Source organism: Uliginosibacterium gangwonense DSM 18521 (genome assembly GCF_000373965.1).
Lineage (GTDB): Bacteria > Pseudomonadota > Gammaproteobacteria > Burkholderiales > Rhodocyclaceae > Uliginosibacterium > Uliginosibacterium gangwonense.
In genome coordinates, this window is record NZ_KB892834.1 from 324,581 (window position 1) to 343,131 (window position 18,551).

The window sequence follows — 18,551 nt, forward strand, 5'->3', positions numbered from 1 at the left end:
AAACTTGCGGGGTATGATCGAGTCGGGCTACCCTAAGGTATTGAATCATTTGGCGAGCTTCTTCCCCCAACCGTCTGACTCCCCTACCGCCATGGAAAACACGCCAGCTCCACTCGCGCCGGGAGCCAACCGGGAAACCATTCTCAACTACTGTCAGCAGAAATTTACCCAGGCTCTTCTGGAAGCGGCCAGTGCCAGCGGCATCCGGATGCCAGAGCTGCTCAAGGTGCTCAGCCAGGGGGCGAGACGCGCGTTTGAAGACCTTGCCGGTTTGCGCAGCCGCGAAGAATTCGTCCGCCTGCGTGGCCTGACGGCTTCGCGCATCAGTCTGGTGCACCCGGAGGACATGGACCTGACGGTGGCGCTGATCAATCTGGCGCATTCGCTGAGCGACGCCTGTGAAGGTCGGCTCTCACGCCTGCACCTGCTGTTCATGACCCTGCTGGACCAGGACACCTCCGTGGTCGACCAGCTGCCGGTCGGGCCTGATGCTGCATGCGCCGCACTGCGCGAGCTGTGCGACTCAGACGATATGCCGCACGAGATGCGCCTGGATGTGCCCTCACGCATCGAAAAACCATTGGCTCACGCATTGAGCGTACTCTATCTTGACCTGACCGACACCTTGAGCGCGGCGGGCATCCCACCCAAATCCCTGCTCCGCTCGGGCTCGGATGTCAGCGCGCCCCAGGCACAGCATCGAATCCATCCAGATGCCGCCCATGGCACGGAAACCATCGAATCCCCCGCAGTCACCACCCCCTTGGGCCGCCTGCAAAGCAATGTGATGCGCAAGCGCTACCCGATGGCCGAGAGCAGCGGCCCCGGCGTGGGCGCCATGACCGACCCGGCACTGCTTCAAGCCATCATGGCACAAGTGCTGCAATGGCTCACGGAGCGGCAGAGCGAAGCTGCACGCCAGCCGTATGGAATGGAATCCGCCCAGGTGAATCTGGGCGAGCTTTCCGGCTTGTTGCCCACGCAAAGCAATGCTGCGCTGGAAGCACTCAACCTGAGCTTTGACGCATTGCTGATGGACCGGGAACTCTGTGCCGCCATCAAACCCAGCCTGGGTCGCCTGCGTCTGCCCGTGTGCAAGGCCGCCTTGCTGGAGAGCAAGCTTCTGGCCGATTCCGAGCACCCGGCCCGGCGCCTGCTGGACATCATCCTGCGTCTGGCCACCAGCCTGAAGACCGATGAAGCCGCCACCCACCCGGTCTGTCAGGCCATTGAAGCGGCCGCCAGCCAGGTGCAGCACAATTACGCACAGAATCCAGTGGTGTTTGCCGACGCCGCCCAATCGCTGGAAATGCTGGAACAGCGGCGTGCCACCGAGGCCACCCAGCGCGCTTCCCGACTGGTGGGGCTGGCCGAGCGCGAGGCCCGACGGGAACAGGCCCGCAGCCGTGCAGCACGGGCCATTCGTGCCCTATGCGCCTCCGCGCCGCCCGAACCGGTGCGCTTCTTTCTGGAACGCCTGTGGGTACGCGTGCTGGCTCACATTCACCAAACACAGGGTGAAAAATCGAATGAATGGGTTCAGGCGCTGGCTACGGCCAACCAGTTGATCGAAAGCGTGCAACCGAAAACCGATGCCGAAGGCCGTCGCCACCTGATCAATATACTCTCCGGTCTGCTCGCACAGATTCGGGCCGGGCTGGAATCCATCGGCACGCCAGATGCGTTGCGTGAGCGTGCCTTCCATAGCTTTGTGGCCCTGCATTCAGCCGCCTTGCATGGCAAGCAGGCCGATGCCGCTGCCCGGCAGGACGTGCTACCGCCCCCCACCCCGCCCAGGGTGGAAACCCCCCGGGAGATTCCCGGCCTGCATGTGGTGCGCCTTGCGCCGGATGGCGAACCCGAACACGATCTGCCAGACTGGATCGCCCAGCTCAAGCTGGGGGACTGGCTGCAACTGAGTCTGCCAGATAGCCCGCCACAGCGCTTACGCGTGGGCTGGGTAGGCGGAATGCCGCGCATGTTGCTGCTCTCCCAACCCGATACGGACCTGACCGTGCTGCTGCCGCTGCGTTGGCTCATCATCCGCGCCGAGGCACAGGCGGCAGTGCCCCTCCCAATGGAGGCGCTGTTTGAAGGGGCCGCAGAGAAGGCAATCCGGCTCGCCCAGGGCTATGCTTGAGCAAGGGGTTCAGAAGCACGGTTTCCTTGTCTCCCCGTCACATCCCTCAGGCAAGAGAAGGAAACAGTGTTATCGTTTCCAACAAAAATGGGAAGACTCCCTTGATTGGAGCGAATCATGAAAAAACTGGCGATCGCATGCTTTGGCCTGACGCTGTGTTGCCTACACCCGGCGTGGGCAGAAGAGTGGCCGAAAGACCTGCAACCCATCCCCGATCCGGATGCCACCAATGCAACCACCGCACCCAGCGCCAGCGTGGACGAGGAACCAGAGATCACCATCCGCAACCGTGGCAAAGACAGGGTGGAGGAGTACCGGCGCAATGGCCGACTCTACATGATCAAGATCACCCCCCGCATCGGGCGGCCTTACTACCTAATCGACCCCACGGGCGATGGGCACTTCGTGCGCCGGGAGGGGTTTGACAAAGGTCTGGTCGTACCCAGCTGGGTACTCAAAACCTGGTGAAATGGAATTATTTGAGCTTGCCCGTCAGCAAGGCGTCCACCACCGGGGCGATCTTGCTGCGCGTGGAGGACCACTTGCCTGAGCCCCACTGGCGGGTCTGATAACTGGCCGTAGCCAGAACCTTGCCGGATGCGCGCAGCACCAGGGTCGCCTCACTCATATAGTTGCGGTAATCGTCGGAGAACATGGGCTTGTCCCACGCCATGATAGCCGAATAATTCAGCGTCGCCTCGCAATCACTGGGGGCACCACCCGGACCATAGACCCGGCTTTCAATCCGATGCGCCTGTATCTCCATCTGGATGGCAGAAACCAGATCCGGCATCGGCGCATTGGGATTTTGCTCAATGCACACAGACTGTGGCGTGGGGTACTTGTGGGCTACAACGTTCTGGGCCGAAACCGGGGTGAGCGACACCAGCCCCGATGCGGTGGCGATCGTCATCTGCAGCATCTCGACCGCCGGACTCGGAGTGGCGATCAGGCAGCCGCTGGTGCTGGCCATGACACAGGCAAGTATTACCGATAAAGCCAATGTTCTGCGCTGCACGGCGACCCCATCACAATAATCCGCAAGTTATCTTAGCATACCGCCAGTGTGCCCCCGGCAGGCGGCACACGGCACGATTCAGGACACCCCACCACCTACCAGATCGTCAAGGTATCGGTCAGGAATCTCTGCAGCCAGTCCAATGACGTGGTCTTGGCGACCCCCCCTTGACCCACCTGTTCCAGACGGGCATCCACCACATCTTCCGAGGCAACCGTGCGCCCGCTCTTGATGTCCCGGGGATTGACCACGCCCGAAAACCGTAGCGTACTGACCGCCCCATTGAATGCCACCGTCTTTTCCCCGGCCACAATCAGATTGCCATTGGGCAAAATGTTAATGACCGAGGCAGCCAACTTGCCCGATAGGGTTTGGGTGTTATCCGTCTGCCCCTTGCCAGTAAAATTGTCAGACCCTGACGCCGTGGCGTTCTGGTCCATGAGCGTCTTGATGAGCGCCCCCATCGAATTGTTTGCCTGACCCGGCCCCTTCGAAGCGAGCGAATTGCTGCGACTGGTGGAGGTACTGACCTTGTTGCTGCCAGTCAGGCTCTCGGAGATCACGATCTTGACCGTGTCCCCAATCTGGCGGGGTGGTGCATCCTGGTAAAACCCCAGCATAGGCCCATTCGGTTGATAGATCGCCCCGGGGTTGGACACCTCAACCCCGTCAGTCGGGATCATGGCGCGCACCGTGGTCGGCGCCTGCACAATCGGTTTTTCAGAGGCGCACCCGGCAAGCAGCCACACCAGCCCAAGGCCGAGCGCGCCTGCATAATGCATGAAATCAGTTCGTCTGAGCATGACAGCCTCGACACAGTAGAGAAGCATTTGATACCGGAAAAACCCCTCGCCCTAGAGAGACGAGCGGGAATTTCTCATGTCACGTGTAATTGTCGTCCATCTTCGCATGGGGCGTTGCGTGGAAAAGGCATGGAAAACCCCGGTAAAAAGATCTTTCACCACAAAGGTTCAGGTCGCCTCGACCGGGTAATGCGCACAGCACGAATCCAAATCAATCCGCATCAATCTAGACGAATTTATGTAAAGCCAGCCATGCATTTCAGATATAGAGCCCAAGCGACAGGGTGCTTGGCGTTTATGGACGCTGGTTACGTTGCTCATCCAGCATCTGGAGGAAGCTGCGGACCCGGGGCGAGGGATCATCCGCCCGGCAGGCTAGCCCCATGTCCAGATGCGCGCCTTCATCGCTCAGGGGGATGAAGCGCACGCCAGGCAGTTGCATCACGGCCATGGGGGCGGGCAGGATCGCCACGCCCATCCCCGCCGAAACCAAACCAATCTGGGTCAGCGCTTCACGCGCTTCCTGCACAACGCGCAATTGAATCCCGGCCTGGGTAGCAAGCTGGCGCACCAGTGGGGCAACGCTGGCTCCACTGCGCTCGGGGTAGAAGATGAAGTCTTCGTCCTGGCATTCAGCAAGCGCCACCTCGTCGCGCAAAGCCAGTGGATGCTCATCGGGTAGAACCAGACAGAGGCGGTCACGATGCATGGGGTAGAGCAGCAGGCCCGTGGGCGGTGCATCATTAAAGCGGACAAAGCCGATGTCCAGCTCGGCCTGACTTAGCGCCTCGAATTGTGCCTGGGTGTACATCTCCCGCAGGCGCAGGCTGACGCCCGGGAAGTGCTGGCGATAGTTGCGGATCAGGGCACGCAGATCGTTCATGAGCAAACCTGTTGAGGTAAAGCCGATGCGCAGCTCCCCTGCCTCGCCCTGGGCGATGCGGTGCAGTTCCCCCGCAACCGCCTCGCTCGCCCCCACGATTTCGCGTGCCCGTATCAAAAGATGCTCGCCAGCCTCGGTCAGCTTCACACTGCGGCGGGTGCGGTAGAAGAGGCTCACCCCGAGTTCCGCTTCTAGTGCCTGAATCTGTTGGCTCAAAGGGGGCTGGCCGATATGCAGGCGCGCAGCCGCACGGGTGAAATGCAATTCCTCTGCAACAGCAAGGAAATAACGTAGGTGGCGCAGTTCCATTTATATTCTGGAGATATCAATCAATCTTTAAATATATATTGGACTGCAACTAGTCCGCCACCTAAACTAGTGCTCTTGTTGCTGCGTGGCGGCCACGCAGCCTTGCCTCATTCAAGCCATTGGAGCCCCATCATGACCGATCGCTACGCAATCATCGGCAACCCCATTGCCCAAGCCAAATCCCCTGCCCTGCAAACTGCGTTTGCCAAACAATGCGGACAGGATATGGAGTACGGCGCCATCCTGGGCCTGCCGGGTGGCTTTGTGGATGCGGTGCGGGCCTTCCACCATAGCGGGGGCAAGGGCATGAACATCACCATGCCCTTCAAGCTCGAAGCCTTTGAACTGGCTGACGAACTCACCCCGCGCGGGCGGGCTGCCGGGGCCATCAATATGTTCACACTGCGCGCCGATGGCAGCATCCTGGGGGATAACACGGATGGCTTTGGCATTGTGCGAGACATTACCCACAACCTGGGCTTCAAGTTCGCCGGGCGCCGTGTGCTGGTGCTGGGTGCAGGCGGTGCGGTACGTGGCGCGCTGTTGCCACTGTTCGATGAAGCCCCTGCCGAGGTGTTCATTGCCAACCGCACTGCGGCCAAGGCTGTGGATCTGGCCGCAGAATTCAGCGCACAGGCGGGCAAGATCAAGCTCTCCGGTGGGGGTTTTGCCGACATCGCGGGGGATTTTGACATCGTCATCAACGGTTCGGCCTCAAGCATGAGCAACGATGTGCCCCCGATCCCCGCTGCAGTGTGGAGCAAGCTCTCCCTGGCCTATGACATGGCCTACAAGAAGGAGCCCACCGCTTTCGTCCAGGCGGCCCGTGCCGCAGGCGTAGCGCAGGTGGCCGATGGCCTGGGCATGGTGGTGGAACAGGGTGCAGAATGCTTCTACCTGTGGCGTGGCATCCGCCCGGACACCGCACCGGTGATCCGCGCCCTGCGCGAAGCCTGATACGGCTGTGAGTATCCCGAACGAGTTGTTCATCCTGGTGCCGTTGGCATTTGTCACCGGCATCATCAATGCCGCCGTGGGTGGCGGTGGACTGATCCAGGTGCCCGGCCTGTTTGCCACCCTGCCGCTGGCCACGCCTGCGCAGATCATGGGCACCGACAAGCTCAGTGCAATCATGGGGCATGCGGCGTCCATGCGCCAATATGCCTTGCGCATGGCTCTGCCGTGGCGGCTGTTGCTGTGGACCTCTCTTGCTGCCTTTGTCGGCGCCTACGGTGGGGTCCGCATCATGTATCTGGTGCCTGCCCAGTGGATGCGCCCGGTGGTGATCGTGGTGCTGGCCGCGATGCTCGCCTACACCTGGTTTCGCCCGCAGTTTGGCATCCATGACGGGAAGCGGGAAATCACCCGCCAGGATCTGGGCAAGGGGCTGGCGCTGGGCGCAGTCATCGGGTTTTATGACGGATTCATTGGCCCTGGGACGGGGAGCTTCCTGCTCTTCCTGTTCGTGCGGATCTTCCACTTCGATTTTCTGCGTGCCACGGCGTGTGCCAAGGTGGTGAATTTCGGCACCAATCTGGCGGCACTGGCTTTTCTGATCCCGGCGGGCATGGTGTTCTACCACTATGCCATTCCAATGTGCGTGGCGTCCATCCTGGGCGCCCTGATCGGCACGCGGGCAGCCATGAAGGCGGGCAACCAGTGGATTCGGCGGCTGTTCCTGGTGCTGGCACTGGGGCTGCTGTGTAAGCTGGTCTGGGAAACCTTGCGCGCCTGGGTTTGACCCGGCGAAACTCGGCATAAAAAGAAAAAACCCGCCTCACGGCGGGCTGTCCGGGACCTCGTGGCCTCCCTCGCAGCAGGGCGGTCACAGGTCTCAGTAACCGGGTAGAGTCTGTTTGTGATCTGCCTCAGGCCTTTTTGACCCAAGCGCTACACCACCCCTTGCTCACGACCACCTTGCCGCCCAGCGCCGTACAGACAGCGCTGGCATCGGTAGGTTTGCCCTGGAAGAAGTTACAGCCGGAGCATGTGCTGCCTTTGACGTAGTTTTTGAACTTGGCCGTATCCACCTTGCTGGCATCTTCCTTGTAGCCAAGCGCTTGGGCGGTGGGATCGTTCTCGGTCGCCTTGACGGGCGCAGCCACTGCGTCACGCAGGGAAAAAAGCCCTAAGGCAACAGCGGGAGCAGCAAACAACAAGGTGCGACGTTGGTTATTCATGATTTCTCCTGATGGGTTGGGCATCAACAAAATGTTGCGACAGAAAGCTTGGCCTGCCTGTCCGCTAACGTCAAGTCCTTAACGCGCATAGAGGCATCCACGCTGACATGACATGCGCCCCACCTGAAAGACGAACCCGCAGCAACAATCCAGCCCTGCATGCGGTACAGTGACATGTATCGTGTTCACTGAGCGTCTCAAATGGAAATCAATCCAAATGCCCCAAGCTGCCCCCATGACGGCAGTGCGTTGCAGTTCCAGGATGGGTTGTGGCATTGCGCGCAGTGTGCCACCCACTACCGCCTGCAAGGGCTGTGCGACACCTGCGGCAAGGAGCTGGAAAAGCTCAATGCCTGCGGCGCCACCAACTGGTTCTGCAATCATTGCAATACGCTCAAGTCCAAGTCGGTTGTGCAATACCGCTTGGTCAACGCAGCCTGAGGATCTGTTCAAACCGGGCCGCTTGCCCTTTGGTCCAATACACTTTTCGCAGGAATGTTCCGTAATGCTCGTTAAAGAGCGATCCACCCAATAGCCCATTGGTTACTTGGCCTCGGTCGTCGTCAGAGGGGGCAGGGGTGAACGGATTTGATCTGAAGAATGGCTACAACTGGTCTGACCGTTTTTGCATCGGTCTGCCAGAGGTTGACCAGCAACACCACCAGATAACCACACTGGTGAGCCAGCTTGCCCAACTGGCCAGCACGGATGCCCCCAATCCCAGGCTGTTGGAAGTCGTGCGCGAGTTGCTGGAGACCACCAGCACACACTTTGCGTATGAAGAGGCGCTGATGCAGCAATACCAGCTCACGCCAGACTTCACCAGTGCCCACCAGAACGCCCACGCCTCGCTCATCGAGCAGATCCGCATCGTGGTCAACATGTTGGAGACTGCAATTGTCCCCAGCGCCAAAACAGTGGCCAAATTGCTGCCGTTTTTGCACAAATGGCTGATCTTCCATGTGGTAGGCACGGACATGCGCATGTCCCGGATGATCGGTGCCTTGCAGCGTGGCATGGGGCCGGAGGATGCGGCACGGGAAGGCGTTGCCCAGCAAACCGACTCTCTGGTGGTGTTGCTTGATGCCCTGAATGATCTGTATGACGATCTTTCGGCCCGCAGTGCCGAGCTACAGGAAGCCCATCATCAACTCTCGTTGAGCGAAGCCCGCTATGCACTGGCACAACGGGCAGCCCGCATCGGGAGTTGGGATTACGACCTGCAAAGCGCCACCCTGAGTTGGTCCAAGCAGGTGGAAACCCTGTTTGGCGGCCTGCCCACCGCCGAAGCCCCTGGGTATGACGCCTATCTGCGCCATGTCCACCCCGATGATCTGGCGTATGTCGAGCGGGCGGTGCATACCACGCTGCAGGACTTGCGCCCTTATGACATCGAGCACCGGATCATTCGCCTGGATGGGGTGGTGCGCTGGATTGCCGCCACCGGGGATTTTGTCTGTGCCACAGATGGGAGTGCCCAACGCCTGGTCGGTGTCATCCGCGACATCACCGACAGCAAGGAGGCCCAGCATCGCCTGGAAGAAATCAATCAGCAACTGACCCTGGCCCTGGGTTCGCTGGAGCGCCACGCCACCGATCTGACCCGCCTGAATACCTTGAATGAGGGGCTGCAAAGCAGCCTGACCGTACATGACGCCTACGAGGTGCTGGAGCGCACCCTTGCCCAACTCCAACTCGGCAGCGGAGGCTCGCTTGCCGTCGCCTCCGACCAGGGGCGGACCATGCGCACCGTGGCCAGTTGGGGCGATGGCGCAGGCATGCTCAACTGCTTCAATACCCACGACTGCTGGGCCATGCGCCGGGGGCAACGCCACGCACTCCAGCACCCGGACACCGGGCCGCTGTGCAAACATTTCAGCAGCCCCCCCAGCAGCGCCATTCTCTGCCAACCTTTGCAGGTATTGGGCGAAACATTGGGCCTACTCACCATCAAGGCGCCTGCCGTCATTAACGATACAGACTGGGCCCGCATCAACCACTTGGCGTCCATGGTCAGCGAATCGCTCAAGCTGGCACTGTCCAACATCCGTCTGCGTGAGGCCTTGCATGAGCAGGCCATCCGCGACCCGCTCACCCACCTGCTCAACCGCCGTTACCTGGATGAAACCCTGCCCCGGGAGCTGCATCGTGCCAGCCGCGAGCATCGCAAGCTCTCGGTGGTGATCCTGGACCTGGATCACTTCAAGCACGTCAATGACACCTGGGGGCATGAGGCGGGGGATGTCGTCCTGGCCCATGTCGCCAAGCTGGTCAGCATTCATCTGCGCGCCTCAGATCTGGCCTGCCGCTTTGGGGGCGAAGAGTTCGTGGTGGTCATGCTGGGGGCCGATCTGACCGAAGCGAAAGAGCGCATGGAGCACATTGCCACCCAGGTTCGGGAATCCCACCCCAAGATGCACGATCAGGATTTGCCCGCCGTCAGTTTCTCGGCGGGCATCGCCGAAGCCTTTGTCCATGGCGATACGGCAGACAAACTCCTGCGTGCAGCCGACCATGCGCTCTATGACGCCAAGGGGGCTGGGCGCAACCGCATCTTCACCGCGCCACTGCCGATCTGAGAACCTGTTCAATATCTATAGCGAGAGGCCCTCGGCGGTGCAGAGAGCCTTTCATGAGCCCCGATTACGGCCTCGCAGTCAGGTCATGAACAGGTTCTGAAAGACCGGCGTTGCCTCGCCCCTGGTCAGTGCTGGTATCCTTGGCTGTTTCCCGGGAAGCTGGATCACTGCCTCATGCCCTCTGCTGCCTTGCCTCTTATCGTGCTGTGCAATGCGCCGGATCAGGCCTGCGCCGAGCAGATTGCGCAGATTTGTGTGGAACGCAGGCTCGCCGCCTGTGTCAACATCCTCGCGCCCTGCCAATCGGTGTATCGCTGGCAGGGCAAAGTGGAGCGGGCGACCGAGATTCCCTTGCTGATCAAGACGACCGAAGCGGCCTACCCGGCGCTGGAAGCCCTGGTTCGCTCGCTTCACCCTTACGAAGTCCCTGAAATTATTGCATTGTGCCCTGCAACGGGCCTGCCCGCCTACCTGAACTGGCTGGCAACGGAAACGGATTCGCTATGAAGAGATTTTTCCTCGTCTGGCTGGGCGTCATCCTGCTTAGCTTAAGCGCCCTGGCCTATGGAGCCGACGAACCGCTGCCGCCGGAGCAGGCTTTCAAGGTGACCGCGCAGAATAGCGATGGGCAGGTGGTGCAGATCCGCATCGATATCGCCCCCGGCTATTACCTGTACCGCGATCAGTTCGCGTTCGCGCTCGACCCGGCAAGTTTCCAGGCCGACAAACCAACGCTCCCGGCCGGCCTAGAGCACAAAGACGCCTATTACGGCACCCAGATCATCTATCGGGGCAAGCTGGATATTGCCTTGCCCTACAAGGGGCCGGCCTCGGGGCCGGAAAAGCTGCATATCAGCCTGCGTGGCTGTGCAGACCGCGGCATCTGCTACCCGCCGACCACCTTTGACATTACGGTAGAAGCCGCCAACCAGTCCCTCGGCACCCGTAATGTGCCAGGCGCGGATTGGCGTAGTGGCTTGAACAAGGAGGCCATGGATACCCCACAGGCCCAGGCACCCGTTGTCGGTACGCCTGCCCAGGCGGATGCAGCCGCCAGCGCCCCCATCAGTGAGGACGCCTCACAGATCGCCCGTCTGCTGCGCGGTGGCAATCTGGCCCTGATCGCGCTGAGCTTCTTTGGCTTTGGCCTGCTGCTGTGCTTCACCCCTTGTACCTTGCCGATGGTGCCGATCATCTCTGGCATCATCGTCGGGCATGGGCACAAGATTTCGCACACCCGCGCTTTTGTCCTCAGTAGCGCTTACGTGTTGGGCATGGCCGTTGTCTATGCGCTGGCAGGCGTGCTGGCAGGCTTCTCCGGCCAACTCTTGTCGGCATGGCTGCAAAACGCCTGGGTACTGGGCGCCTTTGCGCTGATTTTCGTGCTGTTGGCGCTGGCGATGTTTGGCGTCTATGAGTTGCAACTACCCACAAGTTGGCAGCATCGATTGTCGAGCCAGGCACACCATCACAGTGGCTCGGCACATCAGCTGGCATTGATGGGGGCGATCTCGGCCCTGATTGTCGGCCCTTGTGTGGCTGCGCCGTTGGCCGGCGCACTCATCTATATTGCCCAAACACATGACGCGCTATTGGGCGGGCTTGCACTGTTCATGCTCGGCCTCGGGATGGGCGCTCCGCTGGTATTGGTCGGGGTGGCAGCACGACGCTTCCTGCCCAAGCCCGGGGGCTGGATGGAAGGGGTGCGGCGTTTCTTCGGCCTGGTGCTGCTGGGTACGGCCCTGTACATCGTCTCCCCGGTACTGCCGCCGGTTGTACCAATGCTGGGCTGGGCCGTGCTGCTGGTGACCTGCGGGGTCTTTCTGCGGGCGCTGGATGCGCTGCCCGACGCGGCTCATGCCACGCAGCGCGTGCTCAAAGCCATCGGCATCCTGGTGCTGCTGGCCGGGGCGGCGATCTTTGTGGGGGCGCTGGCCGGTTCGCGCAACCCCTTGCAACCACTGGCTGGGCTGCGGGTTGCCAATGCGAGTGTGATCAAGGCGCCAGCCTTTGTGCGCATCAAGAATACTGCTGAACTGGACGCACAGATTGCGGCCAGCGCTCGTCCGGTCATGCTCGACTTTTATGCCGACTGGTGCGTAAGCTGCAAGGAAATGGAATCGCAGACCTTTACCGACCCCGTTGTGGCTCGCCAGCTGTCAGGTTTCACCTTGTTGCAGGTGGATGTCACCGCCAATACGCCTGATGACCGGGCGCTGCTCGCCCGCTTTGGGCTGTTTGGCCCACCGGGCATCCTGTTCTTCGCACCCGGTGGGGATGAAAAGCCCGCGCAACGTGTCATCGGCTTTATGGCAGCCGAGCGTTTTGGTCCGCGCCTGCAAGAGATTGCCAATGCCCGCTGAAAACGCATCCGAACTGCCCGCATTGACACCCAAGGCCCAAGCGCCCGCCACAAACCCGACGACCAAAGCCGTGCGCTGGCGCAGGTTGCGCACCGCCCTGCATCTGCTTGCCTGCGCCAGCCTGCTGTTCTTTGGCTGTGTGCGGGGCGGCGCCTTCATGGTGGTGCCGGTACTCCCCTTCTTCTTGCTCTGGTTGGGCTGGAGCGGCTATGTGATCTGGCGCCAACCGGCGCGCCGCAAGCGGCAATACGCACTGATCGGCCTGTGGCTATTCGGCATTGCGCTACCCTTGGGCTTAGCGCAATGGCGTGCCCCCCGGATACGCGCTGAAGCCGAGCGGATTCTGGTCCAGGTGGAAACCTATCATCAGCAGCATGGCAGTTACCCCGAGCGCCTGGAAGACATCGGCATGAACAGCCTGCAAACCCAGGTGGGCTGGGGCATCCACTATGGCTTACTGGACAACGGCAGTGGCACGCCCATCCTGAGTCACCAGTCCGCTCATAACATGTTCGACTTCTATACTTGGGATTACACCAATCAACGCTGGGAATTCCAGCCCGACTAAACTGCTTTTAACCCCCGCCATGACTATCGCCCGCCTGAACCCCGCCCCCCGCTATGCCGATGCCACCGTCTTTCGCGGCATCGTGCACGCTGTTGAAGTGCCGACCATTGAGGATGGTGATATCCGCCACCAGACCGAGAGCATGCTGGATCTACTTGAAAAAACCTTGGAGCAGGCAGGGTCGTGCAAGTCGCGCCTGTTGATGGCTACGATCTACCTGATCGACATGGCGGATTACGATGGGATGAATGCGGTGTGGGAAAAATGGCTGCCACCGGGCGCAGCCCCCTCACGTGCCTGCGTACAAGTCGTGCGATTAGCCAAGCCGGGTTGGCGTGTGGAAATCGCGGTGCAAGCAGCACAGCGCTAAAGCGGTCGCGCAACGTTTCAAGCAAACAGCCCCCACACCCACATGGCAGATGGGCGCGGGGGCCGAGGAGGCATCAACCGCGTTCGGTCATCAGGCGCAGCAGGGTGGCGCTGGTGGCAGGGTTGTCCATGAAGGGCTTGTAGATCGGTGACACACGGGAGATGTAGGCCGTGCTGTTACGCGGATCGATGAACTTCACCCCTTCCTTCTCCAGCTTGGTGCGTGCTGCGCCCATGCGCTTGGTCCACATGTCCCGATCTGCCATCACGGATTCGCGCGCGGCGGTACGGAAGGCCTTCTTGTCAGCGTCAGACAGTTGCTTCCAGACAGCCTCGGAGACTACCAGCGCTTCGAACTGCACGAAGTGATTGCTCATCACAAAGTACTTGGCGTTCTTGTAGTGCTGGTCTGTCTCATAGGCCAACAGATCGTTTTCGGCAGAATCCACCTCTTGGGACTCCAGCGCTGCATTGACCTTGTCATAGCCCATGACAACCGGGGAGCCCCCCAGCACAGTCACCAGATTCTTCAGATCGGGGCGATTGGGAACGCGCACCTTCAGGCCCTGGAAATCCGCCGTGGAATGGGCAGGCTTGTTGCGCATGTAAAACGAGCGAGTGCCGCCGTCATACCAGCCCAGCACCACCAGCCCTTTTTCGCGCAGTTCCTTTTCCACGCTCTTGCCGATGTCGCCATCGAGCACGGCAAACATCTGCTTGCTGTCACGGAAGATGAAGGGCAGTTGCAGCACCTGGGCGCTGGGGGCCAACTTGGCGATGGCACCACCGGTCAGGATCGATGCACTGAGCTCACCCGTGCGCAGCGCCTTGAACAGCTTGTTCTGATCGGCAATGGCCGACACCGGCTCGAACTTGGGCGCAAATCGCTCGCCATCGATGTCCTTGACCTTTTCAAGGAAGGATTGCAAGGCCAGCGTGCTGGGATGCTCGGGCGCCTGGGGCGACCAGGCCGCAAAATCAGCCGCCAGGGCAGAAGCAGGGAACAATACGGTGGCCAGAATTGAAACAAGAATTTTTTTCATGAGATGATGCAGAAACGGATGAGTACCGTATTTGTACCAGATCTACGTAGTACTACGTATTTGAACCCCTGATCTGTATATAGACCCAGCTTATCTCAATCGCATAAAAAATATGCTTTTGACCTAAAAATCAGGGTATATACATTGTCAAACAAGAGCTTACAGGAAAACCCTTATAATGCATGCAACAACCTGGATGGCTGCATCCATGGTTTGAGCTGACGAACGGATGCCAGCCATTAAATCCATGATGCACGGCAACAAAGTCCGTTTTCCTGAATACCCATGCTATCGGCCGCGTCGCCTTTTATTGGCACTGGCCCTAAAATAGCTCACCCCAGTTGCTCAAGCACAACGACCGTCGACATGAAACCAAGCCCGGAATTTGCCGCACAGCACGCCCCCCAGGTCCGCCTGCGCGAGATCCCGTACAACTACACCTCGTTCTCCGACCGCGAGATCATCATCCGCCTGCTCGGGCCGGAAGCCTGGACCGGCCTGGACTCTCTGCGGGCCGAGCGGGTCACGGGGCGTTCTGCGCGCATGCTCTACGAAGTGCTGGGCGACATCTGGGTGGTGCAACGCAACCCCTACCTGGAAGACGACCTGCTCGCCAACCGCAAGCGTCGGCAAGCACTGCTGGACGCCTTGCGCCATCGCCTGCGTGAAGTGGAAAAACGCCGCGCCGAATCCGAGGCGGAAGACCCGGCACGGGCAGCGAAGGTAGCCCAACTGATGCAGGCTGCGCACAAGGCCGTGGATAGCTTTGAGGCGCGCTTCGAGCAGACTGCCGACTTGCGCCGCCGTGCCACCCGCCTGCTCTCGCGCCACACCCGCAGCGACAACATCTGCTTTGATGGCTATGCCCGTGTGGCCCATGTGACTGACGCCACCGACTGGCGCGTGGAATACCCCTTCGTGGTGCTCTACCCGGATACCGAGGAAGAGATTGCCCATCTGGTACGCGGCTGTATCGAGCTGGGGCTGACGATCATCCCGCGTGGGGGCGGCACCGGCTACACCGGGGGCGCCGTGCCGCTGACGCCGAACTCAGTTGTGATCAACACCGAAAAGCTCATCGACATGGGCAAGGTAGAGCCACTGTCGAGCCTGCCGGGCGTCTCGCAACCCTATGCCACGGTATTCACCGGCGCTGGGGTCGTCACCCGCCGAGTGATGGATCTGGCCGAATCGGCCGAGCTGGTGTTCGCCTGCGACCCGACCTCTGCTGACGCATCCTGCATCGGCGGCAATATCGCCATGAACGCAGGCGGCAAGAAGGCCGTGCTGTGGGGCACCGCGCTGGACAATCTGGTGTCCTGGCGCATGGTTACCCCGGATGGCAACTGGCTGGAAGTGGAACGCCTCAACCACAACCTGGGTAAGATTCACGATCAGGCCGAGGTCAGCTTCCGCCTGCGCCGCCATGATCCAGTCACGAAAAAGGAGCTGGGCGAAGAAATCCTGACCCTGCCGGGCGAACGATTCCGCAAGGTGGGGCTGGGCAAGGACGTGACCGACAAATTCCTCGGTGGCCTGCCGGGCATCCAGAAGGAAGGTTGTGACGGCATCATCACCTCGGCCCGCTGGATTCTGCACAAGATGCCCCAGCACACCCGCACGGTGTGCCTGGAATTCTTCGGGCAGGTGCGCGAAGCCGTGCCCGCGATTGTGGAGATCAAAGATTACCTCGATTCCCTGCCCAAGCTGGGGCAAGGGCGCGTAATGCTCGCAGGCCTGGAACACCTGGATGAGCGCTATGTGAAGGCGGTCGGCTACGCCACCAAGGCCAAGAACCACGGGCGACCCAAGATGGTGCTGTTCGGTGATGTCGTCGGTGACGATGAAACCGCCGTGGCCCAGGCCGCCTCCGAAGTGGTGCGGATATGCAATCTGCGTGGCGCAGAAGGCTTTATTGCTGTTTCGGCCGAGACGCGCAAAAAATTCTGGCTCGACCGCTCACGCACGGCTGCAATCGCCAAGCATACCAATGCCTTCAAGGTCAATGAAGACGTGGTGATCCCGCTGCCACGCATGGGGGATTATTGCGATGGCATCGAGCGGATCAACATTGAGCTGTCGATCAACAGCAAACTGCGCCTGTGCGATGCGCTGAGCGACTTCATGCAAGGGGAGCTGCCACTTCGTGCGTATGAAGCGGAGCAGAACAAGGAAGAGCTGATTGATGACCGCCGCGCACGTGCGCTGGAGGCCATCTTGGCAATTCGTGCCCGCTGGCAGTGGATACTGGACAATCTGGACATGCCTCTGGCATTGGCCGAGGAAAAGTTTGCGCAGTGGGGCATCGAAGCCGGCCAGCTCACCAACCGGGCTGCAGACCCCAAGCTCTTCCACCGCGTGCAGGATCATTCCGTGCGCATTTCCTGGAAGCACGAGCTCAAGCCCGAACTCGAAGGCATCTTTGAAGGCAACAACTTCCGCCCGGTGCTCGAACGCATCGAAGCCATCCAGAAGGATGTGCTACGCGGCCGCGTGTTTGTAGCCCTGCACATGCATGCGGGTGATGGCAACGTGCACACCAACCTGCCGGTCAACTCCGACCACTACGAGATGTTGCAGGAAGCGAATGCGGCGGTTGCACGCATCATGACGCTGGCACGTTCGCTGGGCGGGGTGATTTCGGGCGAGCATGGCATTGGCATCACAAAGTTGGAGTTCCTCACCGAAGAGGAAATCGGCCCCTTCCGTCAATACAAGCAGCAAGTAGACCCGCAGGGCCATTTCAACAGCGGCAAGCTGATGGCGGGTGCCGATCTGCGCAATGCCTATACCCCGTCGTTCAGCCTGATGGGGTATGAATCCATCATCATGCAGCAGAGTGATATTGGCGCGATCTCCGCATCGGTCAAGGATTGCCTGCGCTGCGGTAAGTGCAAGCCTGTATGCTCAACACATGTTCCGCGTGCCAATCTGCTCTACAGCCCGCGTAACAAGATTCTGGCCACCTCGTTGCTGATCGAAGCCTTCCTGTACGAAGAGCAGACCCGCCGTGGTGTATCCATCAAGCATTGGGAAGAATTCGAGGACGTGGGCGACCACTGCACGATCTGCCACAAGTGCTACACACCCTGCCCGGTCGACATCGATTTTGGCGACGTGTCGATGGCCATGCGCAATCTGCTGCGCAAGATGGGCAAGCAATCGGTCAATCCGGCCAAGAAGCTGGCGATGGCTTTCCTGAACACGACTTCACCGGAAAAGATCAAATTCCTGCGCAAGTTCACCATCGAATGGGCCTACAAGGCGCAACGGCTGGCCGTTGACCTGATGCGCCCCTTGAGCCGTGGCAGCACCAGGCAGCCACCGGCCTCGCTGGGCAAGCCTGCGCTCAAGGCCCAGGTGATCCACTTCGTGAACAAGAAGATGCCGGGCAACCTGCCTTCGCGCACCTCACGGGCCTTGCTGGATATTGAGGACAGCAACGTCGTGCCGGTGATCCGTGATCCGAAGAAGACCCAGGTCGATTCGGAAGCGGTGTTCTACTTCCCCGGCTGCGGCTCGGAGCGCCTGTTCTCGCAAGTGGGGCTCGCAACCCAGGCGATGCTCTACGAAGTAGGCGTGCAGACCGTGCTGCCACCGGGCTACCTGTGCTGCGGTTATCCACAGCGCGGCTCAGGGCAGGATGACAAGGCCGAGAAGATCACCACGGATAACCGGGTGCTCTTCCACCGTGTCGCCAACACGCTGAACTACCTGGATATCAAGACCGTGGTGGTCTCCTGCGGGACCTGTTACGACCAGCTTACCAAGTATGAGTTTGACCGTATCTTCCCCGGCTGCCGACTCGTCGACATCCACGAGTTCCTGCTGGAGAAGGGCGTCAAGCTCGAAAGCGTGTCCGGTACGCGCTACATGTACCACGATCCCTGCCATAGCCCGATGAAGCAGCAGGACCCGATGAAGACGGTCAATGCGTTGATCACCACTGAAGGCAACGTGAAGATCGAAAAGAGCGACCGTTGCTGTGGTGAATCCGGCACGCTGGCGATCGCCCGCCCGGACATCTCGACCCAGGTGCGTTTCCGCAAGGAAGAGGAACTCCAGAAGGGCGCAGCAAAACTGCGTAGTGATGAGTATGCCGGCCCCATCAAGGTGCTGACTTCCTGCCCAAGCTGTCTGCAAGGCCTGCAACGCTTCAACGAGGATGTGGACGGGCTGGACGCTGACTACATCGTGATTGAACTGGCGCGCCACCTGCTGGGCAAGGACTGGATGGAAACCTACATTCGCAACGCCAACGCAGGCGGCATCGAACGCGTACTGCTGTAGGATAGT

At 60.4% G+C, this 18,551-nt stretch carries 16 protein-coding genes; 11 read left to right on the plus strand and 5 right to left on the minus strand.

The annotated features are described in order from the left end of the window. Nucleotides 1-13 precede the first annotated feature (13 nt). On the plus strand, nucleotides 14-2,140 hold the full coding sequence (locus B145_RS0101475) for a DUF1631 family protein (protein ID WP_018604672.1): 2,127 nt from the start codon (nucleotides 14-16) through the stop codon (nucleotides 2,138-2,140). Between the two features lie 117 nt (nucleotides 2,141-2,257). Continuing rightward, the gene (locus B145_RS0101480; protein ID WP_018604673.1) at nucleotides 2,258-2,608 is read left to right on the plus strand and encodes a DUF2782 domain-containing protein; all 351 of its coding nucleotides are present in this window, start codon (nucleotides 2,258-2,260) and stop codon (nucleotides 2,606-2,608) included. Nucleotides 2,609-2,615: 7 nt separating this feature from the next. On the opposite strand, the gene B145_RS0101485 is transcribed toward B145_RS0101480, so the two are convergent. From B145_RS0101485 to B145_RS0101495, 3 genes are all read right to left on the minus strand, one after another. Next, nucleotides 2,616-3,158, minus strand: coding sequence for a cell division protein FtsI (locus B145_RS0101485; RefSeq protein WP_157288220.1), 543 nt, complete (start codon nucleotides 3,156-3,158; stop codon nucleotides 2,616-2,618). 95 nt (nucleotides 3,159-3,253) lie between these two features. Beyond that, nucleotides 3,254-3,961, minus strand: a complete 708-nt coding sequence (locus tag B145_RS0101490; RefSeq protein ID WP_211209732.1) for a flagellar basal body L-ring protein FlgH — start codon at nucleotides 3,959-3,961, stop codon at nucleotides 3,254-3,256. 295 nt (nucleotides 3,962-4,256) lie between these two features. Next, nucleotides 4,257-5,153: a LysR substrate-binding domain-containing protein gene (locus B145_RS0101495; protein ID WP_018604678.1), complete on the minus strand. Its 897-nt coding sequence runs from the start codon at nucleotides 5,151-5,153 to the stop codon at nucleotides 4,257-4,259. A gap of 132 nt (nucleotides 5,154-5,285) precedes the next feature. Between B145_RS0101495 and aroE the strand changes: the two genes are divergently transcribed. After that, nucleotides 5,286-6,110, plus strand: a complete 825-nt coding sequence (aroE, locus tag B145_RS0101500) for a shikimate dehydrogenase (RefSeq protein WP_018604679.1) — start codon at nucleotides 5,286-5,288, stop codon at nucleotides 6,108-6,110. Between the two features lie 7 nt (nucleotides 6,111-6,117). Further along, complete coding sequence (locus B145_RS0101505) at nucleotides 6,118-6,894, plus strand: sulfite exporter TauE/SafE family protein (protein ID WP_018604680.1); 777 nt, start codon at nucleotides 6,118-6,120, stop codon at nucleotides 6,892-6,894. Nucleotides 6,895-7,021: 127 nt separating this feature from the next. Here B145_RS0101505 and B145_RS0101510 read toward each other — a convergent pair whose 3' ends face one another. Next, nucleotides 7,022-7,333: a high-potential iron-sulfur protein gene (locus B145_RS0101510; RefSeq protein ID WP_018604681.1), complete on the minus strand. Its 312-nt coding sequence runs from the start codon at nucleotides 7,331-7,333 to the stop codon at nucleotides 7,022-7,024. 201 nt (nucleotides 7,334-7,534) lie between these two features. On the opposite strand from B145_RS0101510, the gene B145_RS0101515 reads away from it, so the two are divergent. From B145_RS0101515 to B145_RS0101540, 6 genes are all read left to right on the plus strand, one after another. Beyond that, nucleotides 7,535-7,774, plus strand: coding sequence for a zinc ribbon domain-containing protein (locus B145_RS0101515; protein ID WP_018604682.1), 240 nt, complete (start codon nucleotides 7,535-7,537; stop codon nucleotides 7,772-7,774). Nucleotides 7,775-7,911: 137 nt separating this feature from the next. After that, on the plus strand, nucleotides 7,912-9,912 hold the full coding sequence (locus B145_RS0101520; protein ID WP_018604683.1) for a diguanylate cyclase: 2,001 nt from the start codon (nucleotides 7,912-7,914) through the stop codon (nucleotides 9,910-9,912). A gap of 174 nt (nucleotides 9,913-10,086) precedes the next feature. After that, entirely contained in the window at nucleotides 10,087-10,419 is a 333-nt protein-coding gene (gene cutA, locus B145_RS0101525; RefSeq protein ID WP_018604684.1) for a divalent-cation tolerance protein CutA, read from the plus strand. After that, nucleotides 10,416-12,275 (plus strand): protein-disulfide reductase DsbD, encoded by a 1,860-nt coding sequence (dsbD, locus tag B145_RS24015; RefSeq protein WP_018604685.1) that lies wholly within the window; start codon nucleotides 10,416-10,418, stop codon nucleotides 12,273-12,275. The genes cutA and dsbD overlap by 4 nt, the downstream gene beginning before the upstream one ends. Beyond that, on the plus strand, nucleotides 12,265-12,843 hold the full coding sequence (locus tag B145_RS0101535; RefSeq protein ID WP_018604686.1) for a hypothetical protein: 579 nt from the start codon (nucleotides 12,265-12,267) through the stop codon (nucleotides 12,841-12,843). Before dsbD ends, B145_RS0101535 begins: the two co-directional genes overlap by 11 nt. Nucleotides 12,844-12,862: 19 nt before the next feature. Next, nucleotides 12,863-13,213, plus strand: coding sequence for a RidA family protein (locus B145_RS0101540; RefSeq protein ID WP_018604687.1), 351 nt, complete (start codon nucleotides 12,863-12,865; stop codon nucleotides 13,211-13,213). Nucleotides 13,214-13,286: 73 nt separating this feature from the next. On the opposite strand, the gene dctP is transcribed toward B145_RS0101540, so the two are convergent. Beyond that, nucleotides 13,287-14,255 carry a TRAP transporter substrate-binding protein DctP gene (gene dctP, locus B145_RS0101545; RefSeq protein WP_018604688.1) on the minus strand — a complete coding sequence of 323 codons (969 nt, stop codon included), beginning with the start codon at nucleotides 14,253-14,255 and terminating at the stop codon, nucleotides 13,287-13,289. A 366-nt stretch (nucleotides 14,256-14,621) separates the two neighbouring features. Between dctP and B145_RS0101550 the strand changes: the two genes are divergently transcribed. Then, nucleotides 14,622-18,545 carry a DUF3683 domain-containing protein gene (locus tag B145_RS0101550; protein WP_018604689.1) on the plus strand — a complete coding sequence of 1,308 codons (3,924 nt, stop codon included), beginning with the start codon at nucleotides 14,622-14,624 and terminating at the stop codon, nucleotides 18,543-18,545. Nucleotides 18,546-18,551 lie beyond the last annotated feature (6 nt).